This is a genomic window from Alsobacter sp. SYSU BS001988, assembly GCF_054796215.1.
Window position 1 is genome coordinate 172140 of the sequence record NZ_JBTAMK010000006.1, and the last position, 12686, is coordinate 184825.

Annotated in this window: 14 protein-coding genes; 3 read left to right on the forward strand and 11 right to left on the reverse strand. The window is 69.5% G+C overall.

The genetic code is table 11. From position 1 onward, the window contains the following. Positions 1-223 precede the first annotated feature (223 nt). The 10 genes from ACYVO7_RS14035 to ACYVO7_RS14080 form a co-directional block, all read right to left on the reverse strand. Positions 224-1903, reverse strand: coding sequence for an FGGY-family carbohydrate kinase (locus ACYVO7_RS14035; protein WP_460450444.1), 1680 nt, complete (start codon positions 1901-1903; stop codon positions 224-226). A gap of 34 nt (positions 1904-1937) precedes the next feature. Further along, the gene (locus tag ACYVO7_RS14040; protein ID WP_460450445.1) at positions 1938-2714 is read right to left on the reverse strand and encodes an SDR family NAD(P)-dependent oxidoreductase; all 777 of its coding nucleotides are present in this window, start codon (positions 2712-2714) and stop codon (positions 1938-1940) included. 11 nt (positions 2715-2725) lie between these two features. Next, entirely contained in the window at positions 2726-3499 is a 774-nt protein-coding gene (locus ACYVO7_RS14045) for an L-iditol 2-dehydrogenase (protein ID WP_460450520.1), read from the reverse strand. Then, complete coding sequence (locus ACYVO7_RS14050) at positions 3493-4497, reverse strand: ABC transporter ATP-binding protein (protein WP_460450446.1); 1005 nt, start codon at positions 4495-4497, stop codon at positions 3493-3495. Before ACYVO7_RS14050 ends, ACYVO7_RS14045 begins: the two co-directional genes overlap by 7 nt. Before the next feature lie 30 nt (positions 4498-4527). Continuing rightward, positions 4528-5358 carry a carbohydrate ABC transporter permease gene (locus tag ACYVO7_RS14055; protein ID WP_460450447.1) on the reverse strand — a complete coding sequence of 277 codons (831 nt, stop codon included), beginning with the start codon at positions 5356-5358 and terminating at the stop codon, positions 4528-4530. 3 nt (positions 5359-5361) lie between these two features. Beyond that, positions 5362-6234, reverse strand: a complete 873-nt coding sequence (locus ACYVO7_RS14060) for a carbohydrate ABC transporter permease (protein WP_460450448.1) — start codon at positions 6232-6234, stop codon at positions 5362-5364. Between the two features lie 94 nt (positions 6235-6328). Continuing rightward, positions 6329-7642, reverse strand: coding sequence for an ABC transporter substrate-binding protein (locus ACYVO7_RS14065; RefSeq protein ID WP_460450449.1), 1314 nt, complete (start codon positions 7640-7642; stop codon positions 6329-6331). 137 nt (positions 7643-7779) lie between these two features. Beyond that, complete coding sequence (locus ACYVO7_RS14070; protein ID WP_460450450.1) at positions 7780-8727, reverse strand: sugar-binding transcriptional regulator; 948 nt, start codon at positions 8725-8727, stop codon at positions 7780-7782. A 6-nt stretch (positions 8728-8733) separates the two neighbouring features. Continuing rightward, positions 8734-9459 carry an HAD family hydrolase gene (locus ACYVO7_RS14075; protein WP_460450451.1) on the reverse strand — a complete coding sequence of 242 codons (726 nt, stop codon included), beginning with the start codon at positions 9457-9459 and terminating at the stop codon, positions 8734-8736. Positions 9460-9567: 108 nt separating this feature from the next. After that, positions 9568-9939 (reverse strand): flagellar biosynthesis repressor FlbT, encoded by a 372-nt coding sequence (locus ACYVO7_RS14080; protein WP_460450452.1) that lies wholly within the window; start codon positions 9937-9939, stop codon positions 9568-9570. A 252-nt stretch (positions 9940-10191) separates the two neighbouring features. Here ACYVO7_RS14080 and ACYVO7_RS14085 point away from each other — a divergent pair, with 252 nt between their 5' ends. Together ACYVO7_RS14085 and ACYVO7_RS14090 are read left to right on the forward strand one after the other, a co-directional pair. Next, positions 10192-10515 (forward strand): cupin domain-containing protein, encoded by a 324-nt coding sequence (locus ACYVO7_RS14085; RefSeq protein WP_460450453.1) that lies wholly within the window; start codon positions 10192-10194, stop codon positions 10513-10515. A 47-nt stretch (positions 10516-10562) separates the two neighbouring features. After that, positions 10563-10940: a hypothetical protein gene (locus ACYVO7_RS14090; RefSeq protein ID WP_460450454.1), complete on the forward strand. Its 378-nt coding sequence runs from the start codon at positions 10563-10565 to the stop codon at positions 10938-10940. Positions 10941-10956: 16 nt separating this feature from the next. Here ACYVO7_RS14090 and ACYVO7_RS14095 read toward each other — a convergent pair whose 3' ends face one another. Further along, positions 10957-11643 carry a fumarylacetoacetate hydrolase family protein gene (locus tag ACYVO7_RS14095; protein ID WP_460450455.1) on the reverse strand — a complete coding sequence of 229 codons (687 nt, stop codon included), beginning with the start codon at positions 11641-11643 and terminating at the stop codon, positions 10957-10959. A gap of 168 nt (positions 11644-11811) precedes the next feature. Here ACYVO7_RS14095 and ACYVO7_RS14100 point away from each other — a divergent pair, with 168 nt between their 5' ends. Beyond that, the gene (locus ACYVO7_RS14100) at positions 11812-12669 is read left to right on the forward strand and encodes a fumarylacetoacetate hydrolase family protein (RefSeq protein WP_460450456.1); all 858 of its coding nucleotides are present in this window, start codon (positions 11812-11814) and stop codon (positions 12667-12669) included. Positions 12670-12686 lie beyond the last annotated feature (17 nt).

Here is a 12686-nt window from a genome sequence, read left to right on the forward strand (position 1 = left end):
TCGGAAGGGACGGCGGCGGGGATCGCCTGTCCGACGGCGGCAGCGTGACGTTGCTGGGCTACGATCCGGACGGTGAAAAAGGCGTCGAGACCGTCGTTCTCGCAGACGCGACCTGGACTGCCGCTCAGGTGCGCGCCATGGCGCTGGCCGCGGCCGCCACGGCCGGCGACGACTCCATCACGGGCTTCGATGGCGCCGACCAGCCCGGCGGCGAGGGCCGTCGTCAGACCGCCGCCATGGCGGCTCTCGCCTCGCGGTCGAGCAGGCGCAGCCGGTCGAAGATGCGGCGCTTGGCGGCGTGGAACTCCCGGATGGGGCCGGCGCTGGGCGACACCGTGCTGGCGATGCGGGACATGGCCGGCATGGCGCTGGCCAGGCTGGGATAGCGGCCCGCCGCGACGGCCGCCAGCATGGCCGAGCCGAGCAGCACCGGCTCCGCCGTGGCCGGAACCGCCACCGGCATTTGGGTGGCGTCGGCGATGATCTGGCGCACGAGGGCCGACCGAGCGCCGCCGCCGCTGGCCACGATCGTGTCGGCCTGTCCGCCCCGCGCAGAGAGCGCCTCCACGACTTCGGCGGCGGCGTAGCCGAGGCCGCACAGCGCCGCCAGATAGAGGCGCGAGAGGCTGTCGCGGTCGGCGTTGAGATCGAGCCCGAGCACGGCGCCGCGCACGTCCGGGTCGGCGTAGGGCGAGCGGTTGCCCAGGAAGTCGGGCAGGACGTGGACGTCCCGCGCCAGCGCGCAGGCCTCGGCCGGCGATGCGACCCGCGACAGGATGTCGGCTTCCAGCAGGGCCAGCACGTCGGTCCCGGCGGCCCTGGCGGCCTCCGCGAGCGCCGGAAAGGCCGGGTGCTGGCGAACCAGATGGTCGATGGCCGCGCCGGCCGCGGACTGCCCGCCCTCGTTCAGCCAAAACTCCGGCAGCAGCGCCGAGCGGTACGGCCCCCAGATGCCGGGCACGAACTGCGCCTCCACCGTGGAGGACATGATGCAGGCCGAGGTGCCGATGATATAGGCGAGCCGCCGCGCCGCCGAGGGCGCGCCGCCATCCGGGTCGAGGCTGCCGACGGTGCCCAGCGCGCCCGCATGGGCGTCGATCAGCGAGGCGGCGACGGCCGTGCCCGGGAGGAGCCCCAGCATCTCGGCCGCCTCGGCTGTCAGCCCCGACCCCAGCGGCGCGCCGGGCCGCGCGATCCGCTCGCCGATCCGCCGGAAACCTTCGTCGGCGATCTCCTCGAGCCCGACCGCCCGGAAGAAGGCCGGGTCCCACCGGTCGGCATGGGCCAGATAGGTCCATTTGCAGGTCACCGTGCAGGACGACCGCGCCGCGTCGCCGGTCGCCCTCCAGGTGAGGAAGTCCGACAGGTCGAAGAAATGGCCGGCGCTCGCGAACGTCGCGGGCATCTGGCGCTTCAGCCAGAGGAGCTTCGGCGTCTGCATCTCGGGCGAGATGGCGCCGCCCACATAGTCCAGCACCGCATGGCCGCCGGCGTTGATCGCCGCCGTCTCGGCTGCGGCGCGGTGGTCCATCCAGACGATGACGTTGCGGCGCGGGTCGCCATGCCGCCCCACCGGCAAGGGCGCGCCACCCTCGGCCACGACCGCCATGGAGCAGGTCGCGTCGAAGGCCAGCCCGCCGATCTCCGGGGCCGTCGCCCCGGCCTCGGCCATCGCGCCGCGAACCGCCACGCAGCAGGCGCGCCAGATATCGTCGGAGGACTGCTCGACGAAGTCGCCCGGATCGCGCCAGGTCTGGATCGCCTCCCGGCGGACGCCGAGGAGCGCGCCCGCAGCGTCGAACACGCCAGCCCGGGCGCTGCCCGTTCCGACGTCCACCCCGATGAAGAGCGAGCGCGCGGGCCGAGCGCGCGCGGCGTCCGCGGGCATCACCGGATCAGGCATGGCGTCCTCCTGGCGCGCGTCTCGGGCGGACGCGTCACCAGCAGGTATATCCGCCATCCGCCACCACAATCGAGCCCGTCATCAGGCTCGACGCGTCGGAGGCGAGGAAGTGCACCACGGAGGCGATCTCGTCCGGCTGGCCGACCCGGCCCATGGGCGTCATCTCGAGCCAGACCTTGTACATGTCCGGATTCTCCTTGATGCCGAAGGAGGTCAGCGGCGTCTCAATGTAGGTCGGCGCGACGGCGTTGACGCGCACGCCCCGCGCGCCCCACTCGGCCGCCAGAGAGCGGGTGAGATGGTGCACGGCCGCCTTGGAGGCGTTGTAGAAGCTCTGCGGCTGCGGCTTGTTGACGATGAAGCCCGACATCGAGCCGATATTCACGATCGCGCCCGATCCCTGCTCCAGCATGCGCCGCCCGAAGGCGCGGCAGCACCAGAACAGCCCGTCCACATTGACGTCCATGTGGTGGCGCCAGTGGGCGTCGCTGGTGTCCTCGGCCCGCACGTCGCTCACCGCCACCCCGGCGTTGTTGACCAGGATGTCGACCCGCCCGAAGCGCGCCGCCACGTCGGCGGCCGCCGCCTCGACATCGGCCGACCGGGTGACGTCCAGCAGCGCTCCATGCGCGGCGATGCCGAGGCCCGTAAGCTCGGCCACGCAGGCGTCGATGCGGTCCTGCCGCATGTCGGCCGCCACCACGGTCGCGCCAGCCTCGCCGAGCGCCCGCGCGCAGGCCGCGCCGATGCCCTGTCCGGCCCCGGTCACCACCGCGACGCGGCCGTCGAGCTTCAGTTTCTCGAGATACATGGTCGTCCCCTTCAGCTCATCCAGTTGCCGCCGTCGACGTTCAATGTCTGCGCGACGACGTAGTCGGCGTCCGAGGACGCCAGAAAGACCGCAGCGCCGGCGTGGTCCTCCGGCACGCCCATGCGCCCGAAGGGCACGGCCTCGCCCACCAGGCGCTTCTTCTCGCCCAGCGGGCGGTTCTCGTACCGCGCGAATAGGGCGTCCACGGCGTCCCACATGGGCGTGTCGACGACGCCCGGCGCGATGCCGTTGACGTTGATGCGATGCTCGATCAGGTCGAGCCCGGCCGACTGCGTGATCGAGATCACGGCCGCCTTGCTGGCGCAGTAGACCGACACCAGGGCCTCGCCCCGTCGCCCGGCCTGGCTCGCCATATTGATGATCTTGCCGCCGCGCCCCTGGGCGATCATCCGCCGGGCGACCGCCTGCAGGGTGAAGAACAGCCCCTTCGTGTTGATCGCGAACTGCCGGTCCCAGCTCTCCTCCGTCACCTCCACGATGGGGGCCATGTCGAAGATGGCGGCGTTGTTGACCAGGATGTCGATCCCGCCGAGGCGCGCCGTGACCTCCGCCACCATGGCGTCGATGCTGTCGCGGCGGGTCACGTCGAGCGCGACCGCCATGGCGTCGCCGCCCAGCGCGGCCGCGAGCTCCTGCGCCTCCTTGGCGAGGATGTCGGCCACGACCACCCGCGCGCCTTCGGCGGCGAACCGCTCCGCGATCGCGCGGCCGATCCCGCGCGCGCCGCCGGTGACCACCGCCACCTTGCCGCTGAGCCTCATGATCGGATCGCCTTTCCGTTCGTGTCGAAGCGGTGGATGCGGGCCGGGTCCGGCCGCAGCGCGATGGCGTCGCCCACCGCATAGGCGACGTCGCCCAGCGTCCGCACCGTGACGCTCTCGCGGCCGGGCAGGTCCACATAGAGCAGCGTGTCGCTGCCGAGGTGCTCGGCCGCGCCCACGACGCCCTTGATCCCCGCGCCATCCCGGGACACCGCGACGTGCTCCGGCCGAAACCCGACCGTTGCGGCGCCATGCGCGGCCGCGTAGTCGCCGGCCAGGAAGTTCATCCGCGGCGATCCGATGAAGCCGGCCACGAACAGATTGTCCGGACGCTCGTAGAGCTCCAAGGGCGTGCCGGTCTGCTCGATGCGGCCGGCGTTCAGCACCACGATGCGGTCGGCCATCGTCATGGCCTCGACCTGGTCATGGGTGACGTACACCGTCGTGGTGGCGAGGCCCTTCTGCAGCCGCGCGATCTCCAGCCGCATCTGCACCCGCAGCGCGGCGTCGAGGTTGGAGAGCGGCTCGTCGAACAGAAACGCCTTGGGCTCGCGCACGATGGCCCGGCCGATCGCGACCCGCTGGCGCTGGCCGCCCGAGAGCTGGCGCGGCTTGCGGTCCAGATAGGGCGTCAGGTTCAGCTTGTCGGCGGCGGCCGCCACGCGCCGCTCGATCTCGGGCTTCGGGACATTGGCCATCCGCAGCCCGAAGCCGATGTTCCCGCGCACGCTCATATGCGGGTAGAGCGCGTAGGACTGGAACACCATCGAGAGGCCGCGCCGCGCCGGCGGCGTATTGGTCATGTCCTGCCCGTCGATCAGGATGCGGCCCTCCGACACGTCCTCGAGCCCGGCGATCAGCCGAAGCAGCGTGGACTTGCCGCAGCCGGACGGGCCGACGAAGACCACGAACGAACCTTCCTCCACGGACAGGTTCACGTCCTGGATGATGCGGATCTCGCCGAAGGCCTTGTGGACGCCTTGAAGGGTGATGCTGCCCATATGGCTGCTCCTGCGTGTCCGCTCGGGGGCTCACTTCACGGCGCCGAAGGTGAGGCCGCGGACGAGTTGGCGCTGGCTCAGCCAGCCGATGATCAGGATGGGCGCGATGGCCAGCGTGGAGGCGGCCGAGAGCTTGGCCCAGAACAGGCCCTCGGGGCTCGAATAGGAAGCGATGAAGGCCGTGAGCGGCGCGGCCTGCGAGGTCGTCAGGTTCAGCGACCAGAAGGCCTCGTTCCAGCACAGGATCACGTTCAGCAGGAAGGTGGAGGCGATGCCGGGCAGCGCCATGGGGAGCAGCACGAAGGCGATCTCCTTTGGCGTCGTCGCCCCGTCCATGCGGGCCGCCTCGAGGATGTCGCGCGGGATCTCCTTGAAGTAGGTGAACAGCATCCACACCACGATGGGCAGGTTGGCGAGGCCCAGCATCAGGATCAGCCCGGTCCGGGTGTCGAGCAGCCCGAGGTCGCGGTAGAGCAGGTAGATCGGCACCAGCACGCCCACCGGCGGCATCATCTTGGTGGAGAGCATCCACAAGAGCGTGCCGCGGGTCCGCTTGGTGGGCGCGAAGGCCATGGCCCAGGAGGCCGGGATGGCCAGCGCCAGCGCCGCCAGCGTGGCCCCGAAGGAGATCACCACCGAATTCGCCGCGTGCTTGAAGTAGTCCGAGCGTTCCTGCACGACGCCGTAGTTCTCGGTCGTCCAGTGAAAGAACAGGAATTTCGGCGGCAGCGCGAAGGCGTCGAGCTCCGTCTTGAAGCTCGTCAGCGCCATCCAGAGGATCGGAAAGAAGATCAGGAAGCCGGCCAGCCATGCGGCTCCCGAGACGGCGGCCGTGCGGGCCAGGGTGCGGCGGCGCGCCATGGCTCAGGCCTCCAGGTTCCGGCCGATCAGCCGGACCAGGAAGAACGCCACCACGTTGGCGAGCACGACCGCCACGATGCCGCCCGCGGAGGCGCCGCCGACGTCGTATTGCAGAAGCGCCTGGGCGTAGACCAGGAAGGCGATGTTGGTCGTCTGCAGGCCGGGCCCGCCGCCTGTCGTCACGAAGATCTCGGCGAACACGGTCAACAGGAAGATCGTCTCGATCAGGATCACGACCGTGATCGGCCGGGCGAGATGCGGCAGGACGATGAAGACGAAATAGGAGAAGGGCCCGGCCCCATCCATTTCGGCCGCCTCCTTCTGCTCCTCGTCCAGCGACTGCAGGGCGGTGAGCAGGATCAGCGCCGCGAAAGGCAGCCACTGCCAGGCGACGATCAGGATGACGGAGAACAGGGGCGCCTGGGCGAACCAGTCGATGGGCTTCGCGCCGAACAGATTGGCGATCCAGGCGAACAGCCCCGTCACGGGGTGCATCAGCAGGTTCTTCCAGATCAGCGCGCTGACGGTCGGCATCACGAAAAAGGGCGCGATCACCATGAGGCGCACGATCGGCTGGCCCCAGACCGGCTGGTCCAGCAACAGCGCGAGGCCGACGCCGCCCACCACCGTGATCGCCAGCACCGCCCCGATCAGCGTCAGGGTGTTGCGCAAGGCCGTGAAGAAGGCCGGGTCCGACAGGAAATAGCTGTAGTTCTCGAAGCCCACGAAGCCGGCGAGAGCGGGGTTGAGCAGATTGTACCGCAGGGTGGAGAAGTAGATCGTCATCGCCAGCGGGACGATCATCCAGATGAACAGCAGCGCCACCGAAGGCGCCACAAGAGCCCGACCGATCGCGCGGGTCTCGACAGTCGACATGGCGGGATCCCGTTGCTGGGGGGAGCGTGGGAGCGGTCGGCGAGGCCGACGCGGCGTCGCGGCGGAGAGCCGAAGCCCTCCGCCGCGCATGGCGCTACTTGATGTAGCCCGCGCGGGTCATCTCGCGCTTGGTCGCCGCCTGGGCGGCCGCCAGCGCGTCGTCGACGCTGGACTGCCCGGCGAGCGCGGCCGAGAACTGCTGGCCGACGCTGGTGCCGATGCCCTGGAATTCCGGGATGGCGACGAACTGCACGCCCACATACGGAACCGGCTTCACGGTCGGCTTCGTCGGGTCGGCGGTGTTGATCGAGTCCAGCGTCATCTTCGCGAAGGGCGCCGCCTTCTGGTACTCGGGGTTGGCGTAGAGCGACTGGCGCGTGCCGGGCGGCACGTTGGCCCAGCCTTCCTTGCTGGCCACGAGCTTGGCGTAGTCCTTGTTGGTCGCCCAGGCGATGAACTTCTGGGCCGCCTCGGTCTTCTTGGAGCCGGCCGGCACCGCGAGCGACCACGCCCACAGCCAGTTGCCGCGCTTGCCGAGGCCGTTGTCGGGCGCCAGCGCGAAGCCGACCTTGTCGGCGACCTTGGAGTCCTTGGGGTTGGTCACGAAGGAGGCCGCCACGGTGGCGTCGATCCACATGCCGCACTTGCCGGCGTTGAACAGCGCCAGGTTCTCGTTGAATCCGTTGGACGATGCGCCGGGCGGGCCGGCGTCCTTCATCAGCTTGACGTAGAAATCGAGCGTGTTCTTCCACTCGGGCTGGTCGAATTGCGGGTTCCACTTCTCGTCGAACCAGCGCGCTCCGAAGGAGTTCGCGGTGGCCGACAGGAAGGCCATGTTCTCGCCCCAGCCGGCCTTGCCGCGCAGGCACACGCCGTAGGTCTCGGTGGCCTTGTCGGTCATCTTGCGGGCGGCGTCGGCGATGAACGTCCAGGTGGGGGCGTCCGGCATCTTCAGGCCGGCCTTGTCCATCAGGTCCTTGCGGTACATCACCATGGAGCTCTCGCCATAGAACGGCGCGGCGTAGAGCTTGCCGTCGGCCGTCAGGCCGGAGCGGATGGCGGGGATCAGGTCGTCGACGTCATAGTCGGCCCCCAGCCCGGTGAGCGGCACGAGCCAGTTCTGCTTGGCCCAGATCGGCACCTCGTAGGTGCCGATGGTCAGGATGTCGAACTGGCCGCCCTTGGTGGCGATGTCGGTGGTGACTCGCTGGCGCAGCACGTTTTCTTCCAGCGTCACCCATTCGACCGTGATGCCCGGGTTCTTCGCCGTGAAGTCGGACGTGAGACCCTGCATGCGGATCATGTCGCCGTTGTTCACTGTCGCAATGGTCAATTTCGTCTGCGCCGAAGCCTCGCCGACAGCGAAGATCGACGCCGCGCCCAGCAGCGCCGCAATCAGGGCCTTCATGATGATTCCTCCCCCGCGTTGGGCATATGCCCACACGTTGCGCATATGCTCAAACGAGGCGGCGCAAGTGTCAACGCAGAATCGACGCTGCGCCGCAGCATCGGCGCGTCGGTCCGGACCGGCAGGGGAGGGAAGGATCAGGCCAGCAGAGCCGAGGCTGTCGCCTCGTTGGTGATCAGGCCGCTCAGGAGGCGGCCCTTGAGGGCCGCGCGCAGGGCCGGGACCTTGTCCTGTCCCATCGCGACGCCCACGACCGAGCGGCCGGGCGCGGAGGGGAGCGGGACGCTCGTGGTGCGGCGGTTGACGCCGACGTCCAGCACCGCTCCCGCCTCGTCGAAGGCCCAGCTCGCGATCTCGCCGACCGCGCCGTGGCGCATCAGCTCGAACAGCTCGTCGCTCGAGATGAACCCGTCCTGGTGCAGCGGCGCGGTTCGGCTCATCTGCCCGACGCCGACCATCACGAGATCCGCCTCGGCCGCCAGGCTGTGAACCTTGCGCACCGGCGCCATGGCGAGCAGCTGGTCGCGCTCGGCCTCGGTCGACGCATAGACGGGAAGCGGCATCGGGTAGTGCCGCGCCCGCGTCAGGTCGGCGAGCTTGGAGAGCACGTCGAAGAAGGTGGCGGACCCATCCGGCGCTATGTTGCCCACCATGGAGACCAGCTGGTGGTTGGGGCAGTTCATCGGCGGCAGCTGGTCCACGGCCGCCCGCATGGCCCGGCCGGTTCCCACCGCCAGGATCAGGGGCTTGGCCGCCCGGAGCCGGCCTTCCATGAAGGCGCCCGCCAGTTCGGCGATGCCGACCGTGGAGTTCGAGGAGGCCGGATCGGCCGGCGCCACCTCGCAGTGCTCGAGGCCGAAGGCGTCCGCGAGCCGCTGCGCCAGCGCCATGCAATGCGCGATGGGATGGTGAAGCCTGAAGGTAACCAGCTTCTCGGAGATCGCCAGCGACACCAGCCGTTGGGCGGCCTGTCGCGAGACATGAAGCTTGCGGGCGATTTCGTCCTGCGTGTTGCCGGCGATGAAGTAGAGCCAGCCGGCGCGTGCGGCGTCGTCGAGACGGGACCTGTCGGAATCGCTGCTCATCGCCGCTCAAAGCACCAGGAGGTCGGCCATGCTCGTGATCAAGCGGTCCGCGCCGGCGGCCTGAAGGGCCGCGTCGCCGTCGAAACTCGCATGGTGAGCGCCGCCCGTGAAGCCCCACACGGTCATGCCGGCCGCCTTGCCGGCCTGCACGCCGGCCGGGCTGTCCTCGATCACCAGCGACTGCGCGGGCGCGGCGCCCATCCGGCGGGCGACATGGAGGAAGAGGTCGGGCGCCGGCTTGCCGCGCTCCACCATGGCGGCGTCGAAGATCCGGTCGCCGAAACGCCCGGCCAGCGCCGTGACCGAGAGAGCCTGGGCGATCCGGCCCTGGGAGCTGGAGGACGCGATCGCGAAGGGGAGACCCCGGGCGGCCAAATGGTCCAGCGCCGCCGCGACGCCCGCCATCGGCCGCAACTCGGCGCGAAAGGCCGCCTCGAGATCGCGACGGTAGCCGCTGGCGAATTCGTCCGGCATCGGCCGGCCGAGCGCGGCCGCGTAGTCGTTGCGGACCACCGAGAAGGCGCGCCCGAGATAGCGGTCCACCACCAGCGAGACATCCGCCGGAAAGCCGTGGCGCGACAGAGCGGCCGCCAGCACCCGGCAGGCGATCGCCTCGCTGTCCACCACCACGCCGTCGAAATCGAAGATCACCAGCCGCACGTCGACCGCCGCGGCGGGCGCGGGCTCCGGTTCGACGGGACGGACACGCTTCAGTTCGATCAAATGCCTCATCCTGGAGCATCCGCCCACATGGAGAGGCTACACGCTCGTCGAAGTTGAAACAAGCATGCGCCGGAATCACCCAGGGAGGGAGAACTCGCGGGGGGCGCGCGCGTGGCGTTAAGCGGCCTTCACTTCCAGCTGGATCAGGGTGCGGGCGACCTTGAGGGCCTTGGCCATGTCCTGGGCCAGCACCAGCTTGCTCAGCTGGGAGATGGGCTCCTCGGCGTGGGGTCGCTGGGCGATGAGGCGCCGGGAGGCGGCGAAGAAGTCGGGAGCCGCGTCGTCGCTGCCGGACAGGTACATCTCCTGGACGGCGACATAGATTTTCTCGGCGGGCGTCTTGGCGGCGCCGGGGTCGACATAGTCTTGCCCGCGCAGGACCGGCATCGGCCCTTCCACCATGATGCGGGCCCGGTCGCCGGTGTTGGTCAGCACCGCCTTGCCCACATAGGCCACTTCCTGATGCTTCAGTTCGAGAAGGAAGCCCACGGATTTGCTCCTGGCCGAAAACACTCGCATAAGTTGAATATAAGGCAGTCGATTAACGAAGCATGACGGTCTTGATCTTGGGCAAGTGTTCGGCTGTGCATCATCGACCACGGTTAAGTTTCGATGTCCGGCGTGATCGGCTGGGGCCGCCGGCGCAGGTCCCGCGTTTGACGACCGCCTCCGGCCCGGCCAAGCTGAGGCCTTCCCCGGACGGCTGCGCCGGGGTCAGGCGCTTCGCGAGGTGATCGACCAATGGCTTTCAAATGCGTGCAACCGGCGGTGCCCACCTTGCAGGTGGACGACGCGACGGCGCGGATCACCCGCTGGGACTTCCAGCCGGGCGCGGCCACGGGCTGGCATACCCATGGCTTTCCCTATTTCGTCGTGATGCTGACCGACGGCGTGCTGCGCGTGCAGACGGAGCAGGGCGAGACGGCCGTGCCGCTCTCGGCCGGCCAGTCCTACCGGCGGGCGGCGGGCGTGGAGCACGACGTCATGAACGGCTCGGAACACCCGATCGCGTTCATCGAGATCGAGGTGAAGGATCCGGCCGGGCTCAAGACGCCTCCGGCCTGACGACGAGGCCGGCGCGGAGCCGGGGGTCCTGAGGCGGGAGGTCCGGCATGGACGAACCGGTCGGCGCGGCGAAGCCGGACGAGACGGCCCGCGAGCCGCCCGCTCGCATCGACGCGGCCTTTCGCAACGGCTCGCTCACGGCGATCAGCGTGGTGCTGGGCTTCTCGCTGAGCTTCCTGAACCGCTGGGCGGCGCTGCCGGGCCCCTGGCTGGGCACGGACCTGGCGGCCGTGGCCGCCATCGCGGTCGGCATCGTCGCGCAGGTGATCGCGGTGGCGAGCCTGCTGTCCACGCGCTCGCTGGGCCTGGCTTATTATCACCGGGCCGTCGTCACGTTCCTGGTTGGCCTCGCCTGCGTGGCGATCGGGGTGGCGCTGGCCATCGCGGGCGATCTGGTCGCGGGCGGCCAGCGGGTCCTGGGCTGACCCGCCCCTTCCGGCGCTACTCCACCGTGACGGCGAACTCCCCGACGCGGTCGACCCGGGCCACGAGCCTGTCGCCCTTCTTGACGGCGCCGACCCCGGAGGGCGTGCCGGACATGATGAGATCGCCCGGAGCGAGGACGAAATAGTCCGACAGGTAGGAGATCATCTCCGGGATCTTCCAGATCATCTGGTTGATGTCGCCCTTCTGGCGGACCTGGCCGTTGACCTCCAGCGTGATCGAGCCGTCCTCGACGCGGCCCACCTTGTCGGCGGGGGTGATCGGGCCGCAGGGGGCGGAATGCTCGAACGCCTTGCCGATCTCCCAGGGGCGGCCGAGCTTCTTGGCTTCGCCCTGCAGGTCGCGCCGGGTCATGTCCAGGCCGATTCCATAGCCGTAGACGCAGTCCATGGCGCGCTCGACCGGGATGTTCGCTCCGCCCGCCTTCAGCGCCACCACGAGCTCGACCTCGAAATGCACGTCCTCGCTCTTGGGCGGGTAGGGGAAGGGCTTGCCCTCGGGCAGGATGTTGTCCGGGTTCTTCTGGAAGAAGAACGGCGGCTCCTTATTGGGGTCGTGGCCCATCTCGATCGCATGCTCGGCGTAGTTGCGGCCGATGCAATAGATGCGGCGCACCGGGAACTGGGCGTCGGAGCCGACGACCCGGAGCGAGGTGACGGGCGGCGCTGGGATCACGTACTCCATGGAGACCACCTCTTCGGACCGCCCGGTCCGCAGCCGGGCTTCAAGGTCCGGGCGAGCATAAGCGAAAACCAAGCGTGAGCAATCCTCGAATTGGTTGACATTGATGGCGGCCGATGTGGAAATGCCGGAAAGCGCCGCAGACGCGCTTGCTGACCCCGTGAGGCCCCCATGAAACTCGCCGCCTTCATCCATTCAGGCCGTTCCGGCGTCGGCGTCGTGGACGAGGCGTCAGGCGAGATCAGGCCCGTTCAGGTCCCCGGCATGCTGGCGCTGGTGGAGGCGGTCGCCGCCGGCGGCGCGCCGCCGACGCCGTCCGGGGCGGCGATACCGCTCTCCGAGGTCGCCCTTCAGGCGCCTCTCATCCCGCCCCGCAACGTGATCTGCGTGGGCAAGAACTACCGCGAGCACGCCCGCGAATTCGCCCAGAGCGGCTTTGAGGCCGGCGCGGTGAAGGGCGCGGAGATCGACGAGTTCCCGGCCGTGTTCACCAAGCCGGCAAGCTGCATCGTCGGCACCGGGGCGACCGTCAGCCTGCATCCGGGCGTCACCAGCATGGTCGACTACGAGGTCGAGCTCGCCGTCGTGATCGGCCGGGGAGGGCGCGACATCAAGCGCGCGGACGCCTTCGGCCACATCTTCGGCTACACGATCGTCAACGACGTGACCGCCCGCGACCGGCAGCGCAACCACAAGCAGTGGTTCCTCGGCAAGGCGCTCGACACCTTCTGCCCGATGGGGCCCTGGATCACCACGCGAGACGAGGTCGACGCCGAGAATCTCGACGTGTCCTGCTGGGTCAACGGCGAGCTGCGCCAGAGCGCCAACACGCGCGACCTGATCTTCGACATCCCCGGCCTCGTCGAGACCATCTCGGCCGGCATGACGCTGCTGCCCGGCGACGTGATCTCCACCGGGACGCCGGCCGGCGTCGGCATCGGCATGAAGCCGCCGCGCTTCCTCAAGGAAGGCGACGTGGTGCGCATGGCCATCCAGGGCCTGGGCGAGATCAGCAACCGGTTCGCCTGACCGGCCCGGCGGAGGGG

Coding starts and splice junctions, on each gene's coding strand:
- ACYVO7_RS14035 (WP_460450444.1), bottom strand. CDS start 1,903: ATGCCTGATCCGGTGATGCCCGCGGACGCCGCGCGCGCTCGGCCCGCG.
- ACYVO7_RS14040 (WP_460450445.1), bottom strand. CDS start 2,714: ATGTATCTCGAGAAACTGAAGCTCGACGGCCGCGTCGCGGTGGTGACC.
- ACYVO7_RS14050 (WP_460450446.1), bottom strand. CDS start 4,497: ATGGGCAGCATCACCCTTCAAGGCGTCCACAAGGCCTTCGGCGAGATC.
- ACYVO7_RS14055 (WP_460450447.1), bottom strand. CDS start 5,358: ATGGCGCGCCGCCGCACCCTGGCCCGCACGGCCGCCGTCTCGGGAGCC.
- ACYVO7_RS14060 (WP_460450448.1), bottom strand. CDS start 6,234: ATGTCGACTGTCGAGACCCGCGCGATCGGTCGGGCTCTTGTGGCGCCT.
- ACYVO7_RS14065 (WP_460450449.1), bottom strand. CDS start 7,642: ATGAAGGCCCTGATTGCGGCGCTGCTGGGCGCGGCGTCGATCTTCGCT.
- ACYVO7_RS14070 (WP_460450450.1), bottom strand. CDS start 8,727: ATGAGCAGCGATTCCGACAGGTCCCGTCTCGACGACGCCGCACGCGCC.
- ACYVO7_RS14075 (WP_460450451.1), bottom strand. CDS start 9,459: ATGAGGCATTTGATCGAACTGAAGCGTGTCCGTCCCGTCGAACCGGAG.
- ACYVO7_RS14085 (WP_460450453.1), top strand. CDS start 10,192: ATGGCTTTCAAATGCGTGCAACCGGCGGTGCCCACCTTGCAGGTGGAC.
- ACYVO7_RS14090 (WP_460450454.1), top strand. CDS start 10,563: ATGGACGAACCGGTCGGCGCGGCGAAGCCGGACGAGACGGCCCGCGAG.
- ACYVO7_RS14095 (WP_460450455.1), bottom strand. CDS start 11,643: ATGGAGTACGTGATCCCAGCGCCGCCCGTCACCTCGCTCCGGGTCGTC.
- ACYVO7_RS14100 (WP_460450456.1), top strand. CDS start 11,812: ATGAAACTCGCCGCCTTCATCCATTCAGGCCGTTCCGGCGTCGGCGTC.